We start from the raw sequence: 20,586 nt of genomic DNA on the forward strand, positions 1-20,586 counted from the left end.
TAACTGACGTTCAGCTAAGTAGAGGTGGTTTTAGCCCCCTCTAAATCTCCCCCGGAAGGGGAGACTTTAACTTTAAAGCCCTCCCTGCCGGGGAGGGTTGGGTGGGGCTAGCAGGACTTTCCCTAAAGCAATTTTTGATTTAACATTTTTTAACAAAACAGCAAATAACATCTTATTGACATTGCAGTCTATATGGTATTATATTTGAATTGTTAAAATAAATAACGCAAAAGAAAAGTGAATAATAATATGAAACCATTATGAGCTTCCGTTAAAATTAACCAATTTCATAATAGCTTCATTACCATTAAAAAACAGATTAGAGAAAATGAAAAAGTTTGGTTTAACACTATTAACAGCCTTTATTGGCGGGGCCATGGCCTTAGGTACTTACAAGGTGATTGAAAACAAATATGCTGACAACATGAGTTTTGAAGATCGCCAAAAAGTTTATTTCACCAGCAATCCGTCTGCACCGATTACATCTTCGGCAGGCGAGGTTGATTTTACACAAGCGGCAGCTGCGGTTACACCCGCGGTAGTTTATATCCGCGTTACCTATCAAAATGATGCAGGTGATGACAAACAAAGCGAATTACAACAAATGTTTGGTAACATGTTTGGCCAGCAAATGCGCCCGCAAGGTGTGCAACAGGCATCAGGTTCAGGTGTTATTATTTCGCCTGATGGCTACATCGTAACCAACAATCACGTTGTGGAAAAAGCGGACAAGATCACGGTTAATACAAACGATCACCGTACTTTCCAGGCTAAAGTTATCGGTACTGACCCAAATACTGATTTGGCGCTGATAAAAATTGACGCGACTAATCTCCCAATTGTTAAATTAGGTAATTCAGATGATGCTAAAGTAGGCGAGTGGGTATTGGCAGTTGGTAATCCATTCAACTTAACATCTACCGTTACAGCTGGTATTGTTAGCGCTAAAGGCCGTAACATTGGTATTATTGGCAGCGAAGATAATCAGAATCAAAACCCGTTTGGCCGTACAAGTAACGATGGTCCAAGAACTAATAAATCTATAGAGTCGTTCATACAAACTGATGCGGCCATTAACCCGGGTAATAGCGGCGGCGCATTGGTAAATACTAAAGGCGAACTGATCGGTATTAACTCAGCTATTGCTTCACAAACCGGTTCTTACGAAGGTTATGGTTTTGCTATACCTATTAACCTTGCTAAAAAGGTATTGAATGATATTGAAAAATATGGAGCGGTTAAACGTGGTTACGTTGGTGTTAGCTTTACCGAGCTTAACCCTGATGTTGCAGAGCAATTAAAAACAAGCGTAACCAATGGTTTATATGTAAGAGATATTGTACCGGGTGGCGGCGCACAAGAAGCCGGTATTAAAGCCGGTGACGTAATTGTTAAGGTTGAAAGTACACCTGTTTACGAATCATCGGATCTGCAGGAACGTGTTGGCGAATTGCAGCCGGGCGATAAAATACATTTAACTGTATTGCGCGATGGAGCTGAAAAAACCTTTACCGTAACCTTAAAAGGTGATTTGCCGACAGCTACACATACAGCAGCGGTTACCAAATCAGCATCTGAATTGTTTAATAAGTTAGGGGCAAGCTTTATGCCGATAACCAAAGAGCAAAAAGCACAATTCCATGTTCAATCAGGAGTGGTGGTTACACAAGTTCGCCCGGGCCGTTTGTTTGACGATACCCAAATACCTGTAGGTTCGGTTATTACCAGCATAAACAGGCATGCCATAACCAGCATTGCTGATATGGATACCGCCATAACTAATACACGTAATGGTTTATTAGTGATCTCAGGACTATATCCTGATGGTACCAGCTTTAGCAATACCTTCCAGGTTCAATAATAAATGTGATTAATAATTTCAAAACAAAAGACCCGGCTTATGGCCGGGTTTTTTGTTTTTGAGGATTCTTTTTCAATTTGTCATTCTGAACGGAGTGAAGAATCTGTAAAGTAGTTTACACCTGTACAGATGCTTCGTTCATCAGCATGACAAAAAATTAAATCGCTTTCTCTTTCGGCGATAGATCAAAAGGGATTACAACTTTAAAGCTGATGTTCCGGCCCATGTTGAATATACCCGGTTGTACACCTGCTGGTACTGTTGCATTATCGAAATATTTCAACCGGCTCATGTTTGATTGATAGTTCACATTGGCCAGGTTGGTTCCTTCAATAAATATCTCAAGCACCTTATTGCCTTTTGCATTTACAACGTTGCCACCTATGCCTGCGCTTAACAGGTTATATCCCGCGGTATAGGTTTCTGTTCCGTAGGCCGAAAAGAAACGGTTCTGAGCAGAGTAGTGGTCGAATCCGCCAAAAGCGTACAGGTTTTTAAATGTTTTTCCCAAGCCTTTTGCAAAAGTGCCACGTAGTTCGGAGTGGGTATGCAACGGTGGGATGAAAGGTAAATATTTTAAACTATCAGGTACTTTAGCACCTGTACCTAAGTTAGTACCATAAGTTAAGGTAAGCGCGTTTTCAAAATGTAACCACGATACCGGGTGCACATCTAAACTAAACTCGCCGCCATCAATACGCGCCCTGCTTTGTACGTAAGTAAATTTGCTGTATTGTCCGTTTGGATTACTGTCGCCATTAGCATCAACGCGTTCAGGGTTTCCGTTAGCATCAAGTACCTGCTCCTGGAAAATATAATTCTGGATATGATTATCAAAAACCTCCACACTTGCAGAAACATTTGGCAAAGTAAGGAAAGCGCCAAGGTCTTCCTGAACACTAAATTCAGGTTTAAAGTTGCTGTTTCCTACGTGATATATTTGCGATCCGGGATCAGCGCCGTTGGCTGATAACTCAGCAATACTTGGGGCCCTAAATCCACGTGCTATATTTCCTTTCAATAAAAACGCATCTGAAAAATTATATGCAGCGCCTAAACTTCCTGAAACACCTGAGAATGTTTTATTTAATGCGCCAAACTGTTGGGTTACGTTAGCAGTACCTGTTGGGTTTGGTCCGGTATATAATGTCGGGAAATACTGTTTAGCGGTATCAATATATGCGGCCTTTCCTGAAAAGGACCGTGTATCATACCTGGCACCGCCTGAAAGATCTAGCTTTCCAAAGCTTTTTTTCATGATAAAGAATGACCCGATATCAAATTGGTTATACGCTGGTATAGGAAAATCTGTACTAAACCCTAAGGAGTTGACTTGATACATGCCGTTAACACCAACGGTAGTTTCGTAGCCCTTGCCAATGTTAAAGTCGTACTTAACGTCATATGTCCAGGTGGTTAATTGTAAGTTCAGTCCCGGTACGTTTGCGCTATCAGGGTGTGTAAATTCCCGGCGGTGGCTGTATTGATAACCAAGGTTCACAATTAAGTTACCGCTACCTATGATAAAATTACTGTTATCATAAATGCGATATAATTGTACATGTTGGTGTAGTGTTGGTAAAGAATAAGAATTTAACTCCGATTCGGGTACAATTGGCCTATAGGTATCAGCCTCAGATATTTGTTTGGTAAACTGGCGGGTAAGCGAATCGCGGCTACCATCAGGTATCGCCTGCTCATCATCAAACAGGGAAAAGTTCAAATAAGAATATCCCCATGATTTATTTAAGCCAACCATAGCCCTTGCATCTTTTTCCTTAAAATTAGTTGCATATACGCGGCCATCATGTTGATTCTGATAATCTTTGGCCATTTTATCTGATAAAATGGTACCCCATACGATACCGTTATTATTTCCCTGCAATCTCAATGATTCGTTAAATAAACCATTATTGGTACCGTATATTTCCTGCACCGATCCTAAAATCTGTCCCTCAGCAACCGGAGGCGGCGATATTAAGTTAACTACCCCGCCAATCGCGTCAGAACCATAACTTAAGCTGGCCGGGCCTTTTATGATTTCTACACGGTCAACCGAATTTTGGTCAACCTCAATGCCATGTTCATCGCCCCATTGTTGCCCTTCCTGGCGAATACCATCAACAGAAGTTACTACCCTGTTGTAGCCAAGGCCGTGTATAAAAGGTTTTGAAATATTTGGCCCTGTAGTAACCGCGCTAATACCCGGCAAGTTTGCAATTTCATCAATTACGTTTCCTGATGCGGAGTGCTGGTCGATATAAGTTTTTCCTACGGCTACCATTGGCACGGGGTCTCTTTTTAATTCAGTGGCCCGGCTTACGCCGGTAACAACAACTTCAGCTTCTTCTATTGAAGATACCGACAATGCAATATTTAAAGTTGTTGTTGTTGAAAGATCAATCTTTTGGGTATATGAGGCATATCCAACAAAAGTGACTGATACCAGATACACCCCTTTAGGTAAATTTCTTAAAGTATATTTACCACTTACATTGGTAGATGTGCCGGTATGCAAATCCGGTATAGAAACCGTAGCGCCCGGAATAGTGGTTCCTGATGCCTTATCAGTTACTATGCCCGTTAGTGTGCCTGTGCCCTTAGTTACAGGTGGTGATTTATCAATAGCGTTTGCCGCCGTCGATAGAAAAAGCAGTATGTAAAATATCGATGAGAGTCTCTTTATAAGTTTCATAAAAAATCTAAACAAGTAAAAATCCGGGAAATGACCATGGGGTCAATTGTTATTAACAAAATTTATTCCGATACGTGCTATCAGCGCAAAACCTAAACGGAATAAATAATAAAAGAATACTTAAGTATGAAAATTAAGCTATTGGAGGAGAACGCCCTGCGGATAGGACGAGGGCGAGGCTTATAAAATTGTGTTTAACAGCCTTGTAATAATAACTGCTTACGGTAACCGGTGCAAAATAAACTGCACTAAATACTTCCATAGCGTTATGATGCATGGCATCGCACAATTGGCAGTTTTCGGTAACGGTTTGCTTGGGTTGTGTATGAGGGCTGTGGTATGCTGCTTTATTACTTGTTGTATTTACCGCATGGGTATGCGAATACACCATATATTGCCCTGCAACAAAGCAAAGCATTAGCATCCAGGTAAGGATTATATGGGATTTGTTTTTCTTCAAGTCAGCAGGCCATTTAGCGGCTTTAGGCAAAAGTAGATAAAAAAATCTTTAAACAAGCATCAATTGCAATTAAGTTGCAATTAACTTCATGTTAAGATATAATCAGCAGGCAGTTTACTGTTGGCAGTAAGTTTCGGGTAAAAAAATGCAAACTGAAGACGGCAAACAGCAAACTGCTCATATCTTTGTTGCATGACACCTGCCGAAATTAATTTGAAATGGAGCATGCTTCAGCAACGTATTGCTGAGGATTTTGATAATGAAAAACCCGACTTGAAAGTGATGCTATTCCTCATCGGCGTGCAGGAGCTGGGACAGGGCCCTAGAAAATTCAGCAAACGCCAAAAAGAAGAGCTGATGCATATTGCCAACTGCAAATTATTTAGCATGATGGGTTTTTATGAATTAGAGGGCCTGGATCAGGATGGCTGGCCACACTGGAAACGTGTTGGTGTAATCCCTAATTATACCTTGCTTGAACAGGAAATGGTGTTAAAATCACTGATGATTGATTATTTTGAGGGGATGGAAAATAACTAATATTTTACCTTCTTTCCGGCTTGCCGGAGAGAGGGTCGAATAGCGCAGCGTATTCGGGGTGAGTTGATTGTGCGCCACGGCATTTGCGCCAATGCTGCTCGTATAATTTACTCACCCGGTCTTAGCTTCGCTCGACCACCCTCTCTTTTGCTTGCAAAAAAGAGGGTAAAAAAAAACATAAAAATCTATCTTTACTTAATGAAATTTAGGTAAGGTACTGATAGGACTACTAAAGATATTTTAACTGACAAATTCTATAACATGAAAAAACTTTCCCCCCTATTCATTTTACTGATCACTGTAACGGCGGCTTTCGCCAAACCACCAAAAAATCAATATGTGCGTATTAATACCAGTTATGGTGAATGCATTATCCGTTTATATAACGAAACTCCGCTCCATCGCGATAACTTTATAAAGCTGGCCAAAAAAGGGTTTTATAACGGGACACTTTTTCACCGGGTGATACAGGATTTTATGATACAGGGCGGAGATCCTGATTCGAAAAATGCAAAACCCAATGTTGAATTAGGTAATGGCGATGTTGGGTATACGATCCCTGCCGAGTTTCGCGACAGCCTGTTTCATAAAAAAGGGGTTTTAGCCGCAGCGCGGGATGATAATCCTAAAAAAGCATCAAGCGGTTGCCAGTTTTATATTGTGCAGGGTAAGCGGCTGACAGATACTATGATCAACAAAGCAGAGAAAAGAAGCGGGCGTAAAATACCGGAATGGCAGCGTGCGTATTACCGAACCGTGGGTGGTGTGCCACATTTAGATGGCAACTATACTGTTTATGGCGAAGTGGTAGCCGGTTTGGATATGGTGGATTTGATAGCGGCTGTAAAAAAAGACGCGAATGACCGCCCGTTAGTTGATGTGCCGATGACTGTTGAAGTACTCAGCAAAAAGGAATGTAAGCAGATGGATAAATTGCTGCAATTGTAATGTTTTTACCATTTGTCATTGCGAGGAACGAAGCAATCGCGAACTATGCAGATCCGCTTTTCTACGTGCGATTGCTTCGTTCCTCAGCATAACACAGTCTAATTATAAAACCCTTTGTCATTCTGAGCGCAGCGAAGAATCTATCGATAGGCATTTGCGCCATGTATAACGGATAGATTCTTCGCTGCGCTCAGAATGACAAAAAGAAACAAAACATATGAAAATAATCACCTATAATGTTAACGGACTAAGAGCTGCAATAAATAAAGACTGGTTGGCATGGCTCCAGGCAACAGATGCTGATGTGGTTTGTCTGCAGGAAATAAAAGCTACTAAAGAGGATATAAAAGAATTGCTATTGGTGGAGCAATTGGGTTACCAGCACTACTGGTTCCCGGCGGAGAAAAAAGGGTATAGCGGTACGGCTATCTTTTGTAAGCAAACGCCAAAACATATCGAATACGGCTGCGGCATTGCCGATTTTGATCGCGAGGGCCGTTGTATCCGTGTTGATTTTGATGATGTATCCGTAATGAGCGCTTATTTTCCATCAGGCTCAAGCGGCGATGAGCGACAGATATTTAAATATCGTTTTTTAGATGAGTTTGGTAAATACCTTACGCTGCTAAAAGTAGAGCATCCCAATTTGGTTATCTGCGGCGATTATAATATTTGTCACCGCCCTATTGATATTCACAATCCTAAATCAAACGCCAACTCTTCCGGCTTTTTACCCGAAGAGCGTGCCTGGATGGAAGAGTTTATTGAATCAGGCTTTGTGGATACTTTCCGGCATGTAAACAAGGAGCCGCACAACTATACCTGGTGGAGCTACCGTGCTAACGCCCGCGCTAAAAACTTAGGTTGGCGTATTGATTATGCGATGGCCAGTAAGGAGTTAGAGGGGAATATTAAACGGGCGGCGATATTGCCGGAGGCTAAGCATTCTGATCATTGCCCGATGTTGGTGGAGTTGGAGTTTTAAAGTCACCATATGAACGCATTATACATAATTGGAGGATTTGCATGTTTGGTCCTTGGAATATGGATCACTGTAAAACAAGTAATTGTTTTTAAGAAAGGAGAACAGGATAGTCTTGGATTTGATATTAAATTATTAGGTGGAGGGGTTATGGCTGTGGTATTTGGAGTCGCTCTGATTCTACATTATATTTAGGGCCCGTTACAAAAATAGCCCCCCTTGTCATTCTGAGGAACGAAGAATCTTCTTCAATTTGCATACAGAACATGCGTGGAGCAGAAGATTCTTCGTTCCTCAGAATGACAAAAAAACTAGCAGAATGGTTTGTCTGCAACAGATGACCATTCATGCTCTATGTTTTTCATTAATAAGGCATTATCAAACGTAACAGAACCTTTAGGAAAAATAGATTCATCCTCGAAGAAGCTTGAGACAACGTTGTCAACTTTTAACGGTTTAACTTCCCATTTAAAGGTATTTAATAACAACCCGTCATACTTATTGCTATTAGGCGAATACCCTAAAGAACCAGCTTTGAAGAAAGCTGATGCAGTAGATAAATTTTTGAATACAGATTGAGGATTAAAGGAATCGGTTAATTGGGCATCAATACTGATGAGGGTATCATCTGAACTTTTAAATGCAACGTGATAATGCTGTCCATCTTCTTTAACATCAAATTTTGCATAGTGATGTTTCCCCGGAAATAGACGTCCACCTACTAAGGCGTTAAAACGTAAAGAAGTATCTCTTCTGGGTATATATACACCGTCCTTTTGTTCATCGCCCTCTGTCCATTCAACGGCGATTCTATGCGCTCCATTTTCTGAACCAAATCCAAAAATAGCCGGTAATCCTTTTAGCCTGATGTTTTTTAATCGGATAAGGCATATTCCAACTATTGCCTTTCCATTAATAATTTTAGGTGAGAAAGGTGCAGGTACAATTTGCTTTGCTATAGCAGGATCAACGGCATAATTAATTAAAATGCGCCGGTCTATTATTCCGCTGATAGTTGGAATTTTCATGTCACTAAGTTAAATATTCAAGTGTTATTAGCAACTATAACCTGTGGTGACGTTTTGTTCGTTCCTCCTTGTCACTCCGTTCAGAATGATAAGGGGCAGGTGTCTCACAATGAAACAAAATGGATCATTTTTCGATGAAAAAGCGCTAATTTTCGAATAAAATCGACTTAAAAGCAGGCAAAAATGGACGGTTTTTTTCTACTTTTTCATCAAAAAACGCCATTATTCAACCCAAAAGCACTTAAAAATCGATGTAATAATGCTGTTTTTGCCATCAAAATGCTGTTTTTTGCCCCCAAAGTGTACCAAATGTACCAATGTGTTCCACTTGTTTCAGTGGTACAGTACTATTTTTTATAATCCGAAATATTCAATTGATGCCCGCAGAAACCATACTCATGTGGTTGGTTGGAGCAGATGATGGTAAGCCTGTTCAGGGCGAATTTTTCTACAAGATCCAGATACCATTCCACTCCTTGCGCATCGAGGTTACTGGTGGGTTCATCCAGCATTAATATGGGTGTATCAGAACAAAAAGCAAGCGCCAGCTTAAGCCGCTGCTTCATGCCGGATGAGAAGTATCTGATGAGCTTGTTTTTATTCGTATCCATAGCCAGCAGATCGATAACCGTTTTGTTATCCATGCCGGATTTATAGCTTTTGAACTTGAAATGAAGGTCGATCATTTCAGCAAGCGTAAACTCCTCGATCATTTCCATATATGGCGCGGCAAGGCTCAGGTATTGAAATGCATCTTCAACGGGTACTCCTTTTCCGTTAAGTTCATAGCTTATAGTCCCTGCGGATGGTGATAAGCTGCCATTTAATACCTGCAATAGCGTTGATTTGCCAGAGCCATTCGAACCTAAAATGGCGTAGCTTTCGCCTGCCTTAAAGGTATATTCTACCCCTCTGAATATCCACTCGCGGTTAAAGCGGCGACCTATGTTTTGGAGGGTGATGTTCATTTGTCTGAACCGGGATTAAACGGATTTATGGGATTTACAGGATTTGTGAAAAAGATGAAAAGGAAGCATCATAAAAATCTATTTAATCCAATGAATCCGGGTTCAGACAACTAACTATTACCAAAGCCCTTCATAATACCCCTTTGCGAGTTGGATACGAAATTGATGATCTCGTCGCGCTCAACTGTTGGGTTAAATTCGGCTTCAATAATATCCAATGCTTTGGTGATGTTGTATTTTTTAAGGAAGATGATACGGTAAATTTCCTGAATCTCGTTAATGGTTTCTGCCGAGTATCCCCTGCGGCGCAAGCCAACAGAGTTTATGCCTATGTAAGATAACGGCTCACGACCAGCTTTTGTAAACGGAGGAACATCCTTACGAACCAATGACCCGCCGGATACCATACAATGCGCGCCAATTTCAACAAACTGATGCACCGCTGATGTCCCACCAATAAAAGCATGGTCGTATACATTAATATGCCCTGCAAGTTGTACCGAGTTAGCTATAATAACATTATCACCTATAACACAATCATGCGCTACGTGTACATAAGCCATTAACAGGCAGTTGTTGCCTATGGTAGTAGTGTTTTTATCAAGCGCGGTACCGCGGTTTAGGGTAACGCACTCACGGATAACGGTATTATCACCGATGGTAACTGTGCTTGGTTCGCCACGATATTTCAAATCCTGTGGTGGTGCAGATACTACAGCCCCCGGGAAAATACGACAGTTCTTGCCTATCCTTGCCCCATCCATAATAACAGAATTTGAGCCGACCCAGGTACCCTCGCCAATTTCTACATCCTTATGTATAGTAACAAATGGCTCAATCACTACATTGTCGGCTATTTTAGCCTGAGGATGTATATATGCTAACGGTTGTATCATGCTATGCTTCTGTTTCTTTTACTTTAACTATTTGTGCCATTAGCTCGGCCTCTACAACAATTCTGTCGCCAACCATACCTACACCTTTCATTTGCGCTATTCCACGGCGTATTGGCGAGGTAAGATCGCAATAATAAATTATAGTATCGCCGGGTACTACTTTACTTTTAAACCGGGCGTTCTCAATCTTTAAAAACAAGGTAAGATAATTTTCCGGATCAGGAACGGTATTTAATACCATGATGCCACCTGTTTGTACCATTCCTTCTATCTGTAATACGCCCGGAAATATAGGTGCGCCAGGGAAATGCCCGCGGAACAGATCCTCATTCATGGTAACATTCTTTACACCAACCACATGGGTTTTTGAGATCTCCATTATCTTATCGATCATCAAAAATGGTTGCCTGTGTGGTAATTTGGCCATAATGTCTACCGTATCATATACGGGTTTGGCATTAGGGTCATATGCTTTAAAGCGTTTTTTGCTTTTTTCTTTTTTTATCAACGCTTTGATTTTTTTAGCGAAGGCTACGTTTGCGGCATGGCCGGGTCTTGCTGCCATGATGTGACCTTTTAATGGCGTACCCACCAAAGCAAGATCGCCAATCATATCCAGCAGTTTATGGCGGGCCGGTTCGTTCTGATAACGCAGATCGATATTGTTAAGTATACCTTGTGGTGCTACTTTTATATCCTTGCGGTTAAATATTTTAGCCAGGTGTGCTAATTCAGCTTCATCTACCTCTTTATCAACCACAACAATCGCATTGTTCAGGTCGCCACCTTTTATCAAGTCATGCTTAAGCAGCATTTCCAACTCATGCAAAAAGCAAAATGTACGGCATGAGGCGATTTCTTTCACAAACTCAGATATAGTAGAGATACTGGCATGCTGGCTACCCAATACATGCGAGTTATAATCAACCATGCAAGTAAAACGGTAGTCATCATCCAAAGGCATGGCAACCATTTCAACCTTGCGGTCAGCTTCGGTATAATGTATGTTGTAAGGTATATGATAATATTCGCGGTCTGCATCCTGCTCAATAAAGCCGGTTGCATTTATGGCATCAATAAATTTGATAGAACTACCATCCATAATGGGCGTTTCCGGTCCGTCCAGATCAATCATCACATTATCTATCTCAAGCCCAACCAGGGCCGCTAATACGTGTTCAACAGTACTTACGCTGGCGCCATTTTCGGTAATGGTTGTTCCGCGTGAGGTATCGGTAACATTATCTACGTCAGCATCAATAACTGGCGAGCCCGGCAAATCTACTCTCCTGAATTTATAGCCATGGTTCTCCTCTGCGGGATTGAAGGTCATGGTTACTTTTTCGCCGGTATGTAAACCTGTGCCCGAAACTGAAACAGGCGCTTTTATAGTCCTTTGTTTTACGTTCATAACTTAAATATTAACTGCAAGGTTAATCAGTCTTTGCTTTTTTGCAGTTCTGCAATAATCTTTTCTAATTCTAAAACTCTTTTTTCCAATTCAGGTAAACGGGTTAAAGCTACCTGCGATCGCATGTGCGAACTATATGTTGAGGCTGGCGAACCCGCCCATTTTTGGTTTTCTTCTTTTATCGATCGGCTTAAGCCGGATTGTGCCTGCATTTGTGTGCCGTTTGGCACATTAATATGCCCAACAATACCAACCTGGCCGCCTAAAATAACACGCTCGCCAATTTTAGTACTGCCCGATACCCCTGTTTGCGCAGCAATAACGGTATTTATACCAATTTCAACATTATGCGCTATTTGTACCAGGTTATCCAACTTTACACCCTTGCGTATAATGGTTGAGCCCATGGTTGCCCTATCGATTGTTGTATTTGAGCCTACTTCAACGTCATCTTCTATCACAACATTGCCTATCTGGCTAATTTTTTTGTACGATCCATCGGCGGTAGGTGCAAAACCAAATCCATCGCTCCCGATTACCGCTCCCGAGTGGATAATTACGTTGTTACCCAGTTTGGAGTCAAAGTAAACTTTTACGCCAGAAAATAGTGTAACGTTATCACCCAAAATAGCATCGTCGCCTATATAGCTGTTGGGGTATATTTTGCAATTATCACCAACTTTTACATTCGGGCCGATATAACTAAAAGCGCCTATATATACATCTTTACCAATTTTGGCGGTTGGGTGTATAAAGTGAGGGTCTTCAATACCTGATTTGTCGAGTTTAAATTTGTTATAGATCTCTAATAATACCGATATAGCCGTATAGGCATTTTCAACACGAATAAGTGTTGCCTTAACCTTTTCGGCCAATTGCTGATCATTGTTAACAATAACAATCGAGGCATCTGTAGTATACAGGTACTGCTCATACTTGGGGTTCGCTAAAAACGAAAGCGAGCCTTCGGTAGCTTCTTCTATTTTAGCCAGCTGACTAACCGCAGCCGAAGGGTTACCCTCAACTGTTCCGTTAAGCAAAGCAGCTATCTGTTGCGCAGTAAATTGCATCCGGCAAATTTAAGGGTTAAAACTAAAGTGGCAAATTTATAATTGGGTGGTTAAGTGGCCTGTTTATGCTTTAATTAATGCAGATAATTTAATTTTATCAGATAGTTAAATCGCAGATAATCAAAGTTTAAACTAAATATTATCCAAAAGCCCCACCCAACCCTCCCCGGAAGGGAGGGCTTTTAATAGAGACGGAAGACAAAGTCTCCCCAACCGGGGGAGATTTAGAGGGAGCTTTTGACGGAAGCCTTAAACTAAATCCTTTGGATAGCATAGAATATATTTTTTTACAGTTTTAGCCAATGCTTCAAGGTTTGAGTTATCGCTGGCAGCTGTAATATCCTTCACGGTCCCGTTCTTCATCAAAATAAGTATGCTTCCATCTCCGGTTTTATAGGCATTGTTGCGCACGTCATCTGTAAAAACAAAATACGATGCATCATGAACGCTTATGCTATACTTTTCAGCAACCTTAGCCGTCAAATCGTCTACTCTTTTTTGGTCCGGCAGTTCATTCGTTATGTCTACGTGATATAAATTTCTTTGTATCAGATCACGGCATAATTTCGATAAAACAAAATCTTTGCTGCCTTCCCAAACCTTTATCGCGGCCATAATATCAGTGTCATCCAGGCCGGCAAAAGTTTGCAGGTTCTTATCCTCCAAAATAAACACCTCACTATTGATGCTGTTTACCAGGAAATGGTTTAATGCCGGGGTACAATTTAGTTGGTCGCCCATTAAGGCTACTTCACGGGCACGTTTTAATATCTTAGTTAGCTGCACTTCTGCGGCTATCACTGTTTTATGCAGATATACCTGCCAGTACATTAGCCTGCGGGCAATTAAAAATTTCTCTATCGAATAAATACCCTTTTCTTCAACCACAACATGGTCATCAACTACGTTAAGCATTTTAATAATACGGTCGGAGCTGATGACGCCTTCGGATACCCCGGTAAAAAAACTGTCCCGGTTCAAATAATCCATCCGGTCCATATCCAGCTGACTGGATACTAACTGGTGCAGGAAGTTTTTTGAATAAGTGCCATTAAATATTTCAATCGCCATGGTTAAACGGCCATCAAATTGTTTATTCAGCTCATTCATCAACAGTTTCGATATATCCTCGTGCCAAACCCCATCAACTATGATTTGCTCTAAAGCATGTGAGAACGGGCCATGGCCAATATCATGTAATAATATAGCTACGCTAACGGCTTCTTCCTCAGCTTCGGTTATTATTTGCCCTTTATAGCGCAAGGTTTCAACAGCCAGGCTCATTAAATGCAACGCGCCCAAAGCATGGTGAAAACGGGTATGTAGAGCGCCGGGGTAAACCAAATGCGTCATGCCCAATTGCTTGATATACCTTAAGCGTTGAAAATAAGGATGTTCTATCAGGTCGAACACCAGATCTGAGGGGATGCTGATAAACCCGTAAACCGGATCGTTTATAATTTTCTTTTTATTCAATGTATTTATATATCCTGCAAAAATGTGAAGTAAAGGTACAACGTTGTCTTATATTTGTTAAAATTTTGTTAATACCTTTAATAGCAACAACAAATGCCCTGCTTAAAGGTTATAAGATCAGAATTTATAGCGCTATAGAATTGAAAAACGCTGTAAACTTTTGAATCATATTAATTCTGATTCAGACTTTAACTATATACCATGCAAGATACAACCATATTGTGGGCGGATGACGAGATTGATTTGTTGAGACCCCACATTTTATTTTTAAACGAAAAAGGATACAAAGTAACCACCGTAACTAACGGTATGGATGCTGTGGAAGCCTTCAAAAATAATTTTTTCGACCTTGTTTTTTTAGATGAGAATATGCCCGGCTTAACCGGATTGGAAACTTTATCGCAAATTAAAAACATTAATAATGATGTACCAATCGTTCTTATTACCAAAAATGAGGAAGAGTATTTAATGGAGGATGCCATCGGCTCCAAAATTGATGACTACCTGATAAAGCCAGTACACCCCAAGCAAATATTGCTTACCATTAAAAAACTTACGGATAACAAGCGCCTGGTAACCGAAAAAACAACCATGGCTTACCAGCAAGAGTTCCGTAACCTGGGCATGACGCTTAATGATAACTTGAGCCACCAGGAGTGGGTTGATGTTTACAAAAAGCTAATTTATTGGGAGCTTGAGCTGCAACAATTGCAGGATAACGGCATGCATGAAATTTTAACACTGCAAAAGGCCGAAGCCAATACCCAGTTCTGCAAATTTGTAGAACGTAATTATCTGGACTGGATTAAAAATCCGGATACGGCGCCAACAAGTTCGCCGCAGTTATTTAAAAAGAAGGTTTTCCCTAAACTGGATGGTAAAGGCCCGGTGTTTTTTATCTTGATTGATAATTTAAGGTATGATCAGTTTAAGATCATTAACCCGATTATCTCTGAATACTTTAGATTAGAGGAAGAGGATACCTATTACAGTATTTTGCCTACCGCAACGCAATATGCCCGTAATGCTATTTTCTCCGGCCTGATGCCGTTGGAAATGGAACGCCGTTACCCGCAAATGTGGCAGAATGATGAGGACGAAGGCGGTAAGAATTTATTTGAGGCGGATTTTATTGCCGACCAGGTGAAACGCGTGGTTCGTAAAGACATCAAACTGTCTTATCACAAAATCCTGAATATTGACGAAGGTCGGGCGTTGAATGAATCGGTAAATAACCTGATGAATAACGACCTGAACGTGGTTGTTTACAACTTTGTGGATATGTTGTCTCATGCCCGTACAGATATGCAAATGATCCGTGAGTTGGCGAGTGATGATTCGGCTTACCGTTCATTAACACTTTCCTGGTTTGAGCATTCTCCACTGTTTGAGCTACTTAAGTTTTTAGCATCGAAACAAGTTCGTGTGGTTATTACTACCGATCATGGCACTATCCGCGTAAAAAAACCAAGTAAAATTATCGGCGACAGAAACACCAACACCAACCTGCGCTATAAACAGGGCCGTAATTTAAATTTTAACGCTAAAGATGTATTTCACATCCGCAACCCGCATGATGCGATGCTACCTAAGCTGCATGTAAGCTCAAGCTTTGTATTTGCCAAGGAAGACGGTTATTTTGTTTACCCAAACAACTACAACCACTTTGTTAATTTTTATAACGAAACTTTCCAGCATGGCGGTATCTCATTAGAAGAAATGATTATACCTATTGCCACCTACGGGCCTAAATAGGCAATAGCCAGTAACCATTTGTCATTCTGAGCGGAGCGAAGAATCTTCTGCACCAAGCATATTCGTTTGTAAGTCGAAGAAGATTCTTCGCTTCGCTCAGAATGACATTTAGTTAAGTTTTTTTATTTTTGGCGCATGGAACTGCTCATAAATAGCCTCAATGAATTGGATGCAACAGCAGCATCTATCTTATCTTTTGCATCTAACAACCGTGTTTTTCTTTTTTATGGCGATATGGGTGCAGGTAAAACTACGCTCATAAAATCTTTATGCAAATCATTAGGCGTTACCGATAATATCTCAAGCCCTACATTTGCCATTGTAAATGAGTACAGGGCGGCAAACAATACCATTTATCATTTTGATTTTTATCGCCTTAAAACAGAAATCGAAGCCATGGATATGGGTTTTGAAGAATACCTGTACTCCGGTAATTATTGCTTTATTGAATGGCCGGAAAAAGTGCCTGAGTTGTTACCTGAAAACTATATCAGCATAAACATACAGGTTGTTGCGGATGGTGCCAGATATATAACTGTTAAGCATATTTAGTTTAACAATAATCCTTTTTTTTCCTATCTTCAACATCCAGAAAATAGACCAAAATGAGTTCAGGGAAATACAGTGGGTTTTCTGATATTGCCAAGCAGGCAATGATGCAGCCGCAGGAGTCGATGCTGGAGGTTAAGGCTCAAAAAAATCAATTATACATAGGTATTCCAAAAGAAGTTTCGTTTCAGGAAAACCGTATTCCGCTTACACCTTTGTCCGTCGCGTTATTGGTAAACAACGGGCATAATGTAATGCTGGAAAGCAATGCCGGGCAGGCCGCCAACTTTTCGGATAAGGATTATAGCGAACAAGGGGCCTTAATTGTTCACGATACCCGAAAAATTTACGAAGCCGATATCATCATCAAAATAGCCCCACCTACTTTGGGTGAAATTGAAATGATGAAACCCGGGCAGATCTTAATATCAGCGCTGCAACTCTCGACATTAAGGCCAGAGTGTTTACAGGCCCTGCTTAATAAAAAAATTACCGCGCTTTGTTTTGAGCATTTACAGGACGAAGGCGGATCATTAACCGTAGTGCGCGCCATGAGCGAGATTGTTGGCGCAACATCTATTCTGATCGCCGCTGAATACCTAAGCAATGTTTTTGAAGGCAAAGGCCTGATGCTTGGCGGCATTACCGGTGTACCACCCACCGAAATTGTAATATTAGGTGCCGGTACAGTAGGCGAATACGCAGCCCGAACAGCTATCTCGTTAGGTGCCGAGGTGAAGGTGTTTGATCCGTCAATTTATAAACTTCGTCGTTTACAAAATAATATCGGTACACGGATATTTACCTCTGTAGTGCAGCCCATCGTTTTAGAAAAAGCTATTACCACTTGCGATGTAGCTATAGGCGCCATGCGGGCCGAAGACGGCCGCAGTCCCTGTATTATATCAGAAACAACGGTTAGCAAAATGAAACGCGACTCGGTAATTATTGATGTAAGTATTGATCAGGGTGGTTGTTTTGAAACATCTGAGATTACAAATCATACCCATCCGGTTTTCCGCAAGTACGATGTAATACATTATTGTGTGCCAAACATAGCATCGCGTGTTGCTCGTACCGCTACTTATGCTTTAACTAATATTTTCGCTCCTATTTTATTGGACATTGGCGAGCAAGGCGGCCTTAAAAATGTAATATGGCAAAATGCTGGTGTGCGCAATGCCGTATATATTTACCAGGGACATTTAACCAGTAAATACATTGGTGAGCGGTTCTCTATTCCCACTAAGGACCTTGATCTGCTTATCGTTTCACATCGATAGTTAAGTCATATGAAAAATATTAGGCGCATAGTTCGGGTTGTTTTAATAGCAATAGTAATAAGCACCTTTTGGATAAGTAAAACAACCGCGCAGGTACAACTTTACAGCCATGCATTATTAATAAGTACAAATGTGGCTTATCAAAACGAAATTAAAGCCGATTCAGAAAAACGTCTTGTAGAAATAAAAAAATATATACCAGGTATCGTGCTGGATATTCGTTATGCCACCACTAACAACTTTGCGCATCAAAAAATGTATCCGCAGGCAAAAGCTTATGCAAGGCTGCCGGTTGTGCTTGCATTAAAAGAGGTGGAGGCGGCATTAAAACTTCAAGGCCTAGGTTTGAAAATTTATGATGCTTATCGCCCATATGCGGTTACCGTAAAGTTTTATGAGTTAATACGCGATACTGATTTTGTTGCTGACCCGGCAAAAGGCTCTAAACACAATCGCGGATGTGCCATTGATTTGAGTTTGATAGACCTGAAAACAGGTAAAGAACTGGATATGCCAACCGGCTTCGACAGTTTCAGCAAAAAAGCCGCATCAAATAATACTGACTTACCAAAACAGGAGATCGCAAATCGAGCGCTGTTAAAAAAGGTTATGGTAGCACATGGGTTTACCGAATTACCAACCGAGTGGTGGCATTTTGATTTTAAAGGATGGAAAAATTATGAACTGCTTGACGTGCCTTTTTCAGATCTCTAAGCAGCTGTCTAAAAACGATTGAATATTGTTTTTATATAAACACAAAAACAAAGCGTCATTGCGAGGTACGAAGCAATCTCTACATAGGCAAGGCGATTAGAAAGGTATTGAAGCTGCAGAGCAACTCTGTAAAGTATAGAGATTGCTTCGTTTACAGCAATGACGATAGTTTTATCATTTTGGACAGCATCTAATTACTATCGCCCCGGTATCCCCTGCGAATAATTTTCTAAAATATAACTTTGAGGTATCTCGTTTATATGATGCTTTTTACCGTAATATCGCACTGTGCAATCTACATCACCTGTACTTTTTATGGTTAAACAAAATAATTGGTCATGGTCTCCCTTATCCAGCTCATCAAACGGCGTTTCACCACCAAGTGCCGATATTAATGGAATAATTGTATCGTAATTAGCCACTATTAGCACATTCTTGCCAATAAAGTTCAGCTTTATAATTTGTGCGAACTTTTGTACGCTATCGGTATATACACGAGGTAAAATTTTATCTCGCGTAGCCAATGGTTCTGCGGTTTCTGCTGATATTTTTTTAGGGGTGATGTAAATAACCTGCACGTCATCATGTTTAAGTGCCTTAAACAAGTCAACCGCTCGTTCCTTGCCAGTATCTGATAATGCATCAATTCCTTTAGCCTTCTCCGCATTGTTTACTATCCAAACGTTAGTTTTTTGTGCTAAGGCACTAAAATTGCTAAGGAATAAAGCAAAAGGTATAAGTATTAATAGTTTGCTCAAAAAAAACACTTTTTTTATCATGGAGTTATGATTTAAAGTTTAGTACTAAGTATGGCTATTATACACGGCTTGTTCTATTACATAAAGCTATCATAATAAAGCATATATACTTTTATTACAAATATATTTGATACGAATGAAGATTTTAAGAAAAGCATACCTAAAACGATGGTGGAAAATAATTATGACCACATTTATGGGCTTTATAAATGATAATGGACTTAAATTAAGTGCTTCGCTGGCATACTATACCATATTTTCTATTGCGCCTTTATTAGTATTGGTACTAGCGCTTATCGGGATATTTTTAAGAGATCCCGCAAACAGGGATTTGCTATATGTACAAGTAGAACATTACATGGGGATGCAAGCATCTATTCAAATAAAAGATGTTATTAAAAACTACGGCATGCACAGCAAAAGCGGGCCGGCACTGGTTTCAGGTATTATTGTATTGTTGATAGGCGCAAGCAGCATGTTCGTCGAAATACAAGATTCCTTAAATATCATATGGCGGGTTAAAGCTAAACCTAAAAAAGGGTGGTTAAAATTAATAGAGAATAGGTTCTTGTCATTCTCGCTTGTTGGTAGCCTTGGCTTTTTGTTAGTTGTATCGCTTATTATAAATATACTAATTTCTGCTTTGAGCAATAAGATACAGTATTTTTTTCCGGGTATACATATTATAATATATGTTGTTAACCTTGCCATTACGTTTATAGTAATCACTACGCTTTTTGCTATTATATTTAAAGTACTTCCCGATGTTAAAATTTCATGGAAAGATGTGAGGTCGGGGGCGATATTTACCGCCTTACTATTTATGTTGGGGCAATATTTAATAGGCTTGTATATTAAATATTTCGCCAATAGCTCTGCTTACGGGGCTGCGGGCTCAATCATAGTAATACTTACATGGATATATTATACCTCGGCTATATTATATATAGGTGCGGAGTTTACGCAGGTTTATGCGGAAGCAATGGGGAGCAAAATTGAACCGGCGGAGTATGCCGTAGCCATAAAACAAACAGAGATTGAAATGGAAGTAGCCAAGTTGCCTACTCAACATCCTGATATAAAAGACAATTTGAAACAGCCCGGGTAAGCTAATGCTATAACCGGGTTCTTTTCACTATCATGGATGTAACATCATTGTGTTTTAGCGGTCTATTTTATGTAGATTTAATCA

At 40.4% G+C, this 20,586-nt stretch carries 19 protein-coding genes; 10 read left to right on the top strand and 9 right to left on the bottom strand.

Features of this window, described 5'->3' with window-relative positions; genetic code table 11:
* Positions 1 to 328: 328 nt before the first annotated feature.
* A complete protein-coding gene (locus tag GSQ74_RS04915) occupies positions 329 to 1,861 on the top strand; it encodes a Do family serine endopeptidase (protein ID WP_158990665.1) in 1,533 nt (510 codons plus the stop codon).
* 157 nt (positions 1,862 to 2,018) lie between these two features.
* Here the strand turns inward: GSQ74_RS04915 and GSQ74_RS04920 are convergent, their stop codons facing one another.
* Together GSQ74_RS04920 and GSQ74_RS04925 are read right to left on the bottom strand one after the other, a co-directional pair.
* Positions 2,019 to 4,556, bottom strand: a complete 2,538-nt coding sequence (locus tag GSQ74_RS04920) for a TonB-dependent receptor (RefSeq protein ID WP_158990667.1) — start codon at positions 4,554 to 4,556, stop codon at positions 2,019 to 2,021.
* 133 nt (positions 4,557 to 4,689) lie between these two features.
* Complete coding sequence (locus GSQ74_RS04925) at positions 4,690 to 5,016, bottom strand: hypothetical protein (protein ID WP_216846675.1); 327 nt, start codon at positions 5,014 to 5,016, stop codon at positions 4,690 to 4,692.
* Positions 5,017 to 5,208: 192 nt separating this feature from the next.
* Between GSQ74_RS04925 and GSQ74_RS04930 the strand changes: the two genes are divergently transcribed.
* The 4 genes from GSQ74_RS04930 (at position 5,209) to GSQ74_RS04945 (ending at position 7,681) form a co-directional block, all read left to right on the top strand.
* Complete coding sequence (locus GSQ74_RS04930) at positions 5,209 to 5,556, top strand: hypothetical protein (protein WP_158990671.1); 348 nt, start codon at positions 5,209 to 5,211, stop codon at positions 5,554 to 5,556.
* 261 nt (positions 5,557 to 5,817) lie between these two features.
* On the top strand, positions 5,818 to 6,504 hold the full coding sequence (locus tag GSQ74_RS04935; protein ID WP_158990673.1) for a peptidylprolyl isomerase: 687 nt from the start codon (positions 5,818 to 5,820) through the stop codon (positions 6,502 to 6,504).
* Positions 6,505 to 6,721: 217 nt separating this feature from the next.
* On the top strand, positions 6,722 to 7,489 hold the full coding sequence (locus GSQ74_RS04940) for an exodeoxyribonuclease III (protein ID WP_158990675.1): 768 nt from the start codon (positions 6,722 to 6,724) through the stop codon (positions 7,487 to 7,489).
* Positions 7,490 to 7,498: 9 nt separating this feature from the next.
* Complete coding sequence (locus GSQ74_RS04945; protein WP_158990677.1) at positions 7,499 to 7,681, top strand: hypothetical protein; 183 nt, start codon at positions 7,499 to 7,501, stop codon at positions 7,679 to 7,681.
* Positions 7,682 to 7,797: 116 nt separating this feature from the next.
* On the opposite strand, the gene GSQ74_RS04950 is transcribed toward GSQ74_RS04945, so the two are convergent.
* From GSQ74_RS04950 to GSQ74_RS04975, 6 genes are all read right to left on the bottom strand, one after another.
* Positions 7,798 to 8,514 (bottom strand): DUF2071 domain-containing protein, encoded by a 717-nt coding sequence (locus GSQ74_RS04950; RefSeq protein WP_158990679.1) that lies wholly within the window; start codon positions 8,512 to 8,514, stop codon positions 7,798 to 7,800.
* A 347-nt stretch (positions 8,515 to 8,861) separates the two neighbouring features.
* The gene (locus GSQ74_RS04955; protein WP_158990680.1) at positions 8,862 to 9,482 is read right to left on the bottom strand and encodes an ATP-binding cassette domain-containing protein; all 621 of its coding nucleotides are present in this window, start codon (positions 9,480 to 9,482) and stop codon (positions 8,862 to 8,864) included.
* Between the two features lie 110 nt (positions 9,483 to 9,592).
* Positions 9,593 to 10,378, bottom strand: a complete 786-nt coding sequence (gene lpxA / locus GSQ74_RS04960; RefSeq protein WP_158990682.1) for an acyl-ACP--UDP-N-acetylglucosamine O-acyltransferase — start codon at positions 10,376 to 10,378, stop codon at positions 9,593 to 9,595.
* A 1-nt stretch (position 10,379) separates the two neighbouring features.
* Positions 10,380 to 11,789, bottom strand: coding sequence for a bifunctional UDP-3-O-[3-hydroxymyristoyl] N-acetylglucosamine deacetylase/3-hydroxyacyl-ACP dehydratase (locus tag GSQ74_RS04965; protein ID WP_158990684.1), 1,410 nt, complete (start codon positions 11,787 to 11,789; stop codon positions 10,380 to 10,382).
* 26 nt (positions 11,790 to 11,815) lie between these two features.
* Positions 11,816 to 12,859, bottom strand: a complete 1,044-nt coding sequence (lpxD, locus tag GSQ74_RS04970) for a UDP-3-O-(3-hydroxymyristoyl)glucosamine N-acyltransferase (RefSeq protein ID WP_158990686.1) — start codon at positions 12,857 to 12,859, stop codon at positions 11,816 to 11,818.
* Positions 12,860 to 13,108: 249 nt separating this feature from the next.
* The gene (locus GSQ74_RS04975) at positions 13,109 to 14,335 is read right to left on the bottom strand and encodes an HD domain-containing protein (RefSeq protein WP_158990688.1); all 1,227 of its coding nucleotides are present in this window, start codon (positions 14,333 to 14,335) and stop codon (positions 13,109 to 13,111) included.
* A 201-nt stretch (positions 14,336 to 14,536) separates the two neighbouring features.
* On the opposite strand from GSQ74_RS04975, the gene GSQ74_RS04980 reads away from it, so the two are divergent.
* The 4 genes from GSQ74_RS04980 to GSQ74_RS04995 all read left to right on the top strand — a co-directional run bounded on the left by GSQ74_RS04980 (position 14,537) and on the right by GSQ74_RS04995 (position 18,636).
* Positions 14,537 to 16,090 (top strand): bifunctional response regulator/alkaline phosphatase family protein, encoded by a 1,554-nt coding sequence (locus tag GSQ74_RS04980; protein WP_158990690.1) that lies wholly within the window; start codon positions 14,537 to 14,539, stop codon positions 16,088 to 16,090.
* Positions 16,091 to 16,225: 135 nt separating this feature from the next.
* Positions 16,226 to 16,642: a tRNA (adenosine(37)-N6)-threonylcarbamoyltransferase complex ATPase subunit type 1 TsaE gene (gene tsaE, locus GSQ74_RS04985; RefSeq protein WP_158990692.1), complete on the top strand. Its 417-nt coding sequence runs from the start codon at positions 16,226 to 16,228 to the stop codon at positions 16,640 to 16,642.
* 53 nt (positions 16,643 to 16,695) lie between these two features.
* Positions 16,696 to 17,922, top strand: a complete 1,227-nt coding sequence (locus tag GSQ74_RS04990) for an alanine dehydrogenase (RefSeq protein WP_158990694.1) — start codon at positions 16,696 to 16,698, stop codon at positions 17,920 to 17,922.
* A gap of 9 nt (positions 17,923 to 17,931) precedes the next feature.
* Complete coding sequence (locus tag GSQ74_RS04995) at positions 17,932 to 18,636, top strand: M15 family metallopeptidase (protein WP_158990696.1); 705 nt, start codon at positions 17,932 to 17,934, stop codon at positions 18,634 to 18,636.
* A gap of 197 nt (positions 18,637 to 18,833) precedes the next feature.
* On the opposite strand, the gene GSQ74_RS05000 is transcribed toward GSQ74_RS04995, so the two are convergent.
* Positions 18,834 to 19,394 (bottom strand): histidine phosphatase family protein, encoded by a 561-nt coding sequence (locus tag GSQ74_RS05000; protein ID WP_216846676.1) that lies wholly within the window; start codon positions 19,392 to 19,394, stop codon positions 18,834 to 18,836.
* A 136-nt stretch (positions 19,395 to 19,530) separates the two neighbouring features.
* Here GSQ74_RS05000 and GSQ74_RS05005 point away from each other — a divergent pair, with 136 nt between their 5' ends.
* Positions 19,531 to 20,502, top strand: a complete 972-nt coding sequence (locus GSQ74_RS05005; RefSeq protein WP_158990700.1) for a YihY/virulence factor BrkB family protein — start codon at positions 19,531 to 19,533, stop codon at positions 20,500 to 20,502.
* Positions 20,503 to 20,586: the final 84 nt, after the last annotated feature.

Source organism: Mucilaginibacter sp. L196, from assembly GCF_009765905.1.
In the GTDB taxonomy this organism is placed as follows: Bacteria; Bacteroidota; Bacteroidia; order Sphingobacteriales; family Sphingobacteriaceae; genus Mucilaginibacter.

Bases quoted from the DNA above. Each gene is read 5' to 3' on its own strand.
- GSQ74_RS04980 (WP_158990690.1), top strand. From the start codon at position 14,537: ATGCAAGATACAACCATATTGTGGGCGGATGACGAGATTGATTTGTTG.
- GSQ74_RS04965 (WP_158990684.1), bottom strand. From the start codon at position 11,789: ATGAACGTAAAACAAAGGACTATAAAAGCGCCTGTTTCAGTTTCGGGC.
- GSQ74_RS04950 (WP_158990679.1), bottom strand. From the start codon at position 8,514: ATGAAAATTCCAACTATCAGCGGAATAATAGACCGGCGCATTTTAATT.
- tsaE (WP_158990692.1), top strand. From the start codon at position 16,226: ATGGAACTGCTCATAAATAGCCTCAATGAATTGGATGCAACAGCAGCA.
- GSQ74_RS04945 (WP_158990677.1), top strand. From the start codon at position 7,499: ATGAACGCATTATACATAATTGGAGGATTTGCATGTTTGGTCCTTGGA.
- GSQ74_RS04935 (WP_158990673.1), top strand. From the start codon at position 5,818: ATGAAAAAACTTTCCCCCCTATTCATTTTACTGATCACTGTAACGGCG.
- GSQ74_RS04995 (WP_158990696.1), top strand. From the start codon at position 17,932: ATGAAAAATATTAGGCGCATAGTTCGGGTTGTTTTAATAGCAATAGTA.
- GSQ74_RS04930 (WP_158990671.1), top strand. From the start codon at position 5,209: ATGACACCTGCCGAAATTAATTTGAAATGGAGCATGCTTCAGCAACGT.
- GSQ74_RS05005 (WP_158990700.1), top strand. From the start codon at position 19,531: ATGAAGATTTTAAGAAAAGCATACCTAAAACGATGGTGGAAAATAATT.
- GSQ74_RS04955 (WP_158990680.1), bottom strand. From the start codon at position 9,482: ATGAACATCACCCTCCAAAACATAGGTCGCCGCTTTAACCGCGAGTGG.
- lpxA (WP_158990682.1), bottom strand. From the start codon at position 10,378: ATGATACAACCGTTAGCATATATACATCCTCAGGCTAAAATAGCCGAC.
- lpxD (WP_158990686.1), bottom strand. From the start codon at position 12,859: ATGCAATTTACTGCGCAACAGATAGCTGCTTTGCTTAACGGAACAGTT.
- GSQ74_RS04915 (WP_158990665.1), top strand. From the start codon at position 329: ATGAAAAAGTTTGGTTTAACACTATTAACAGCCTTTATTGGCGGGGCC.
- GSQ74_RS04920 (WP_158990667.1), bottom strand. From the start codon at position 4,556: ATGAAACTTATAAAGAGACTCTCATCGATATTTTACATACTGCTTTTT.
- GSQ74_RS04990 (WP_158990694.1), top strand. From the start codon at position 16,696: ATGAGTTCAGGGAAATACAGTGGGTTTTCTGATATTGCCAAGCAGGCA.
- GSQ74_RS04940 (WP_158990675.1), top strand. From the start codon at position 6,722: ATGAAAATAATCACCTATAATGTTAACGGACTAAGAGCTGCAATAAAT.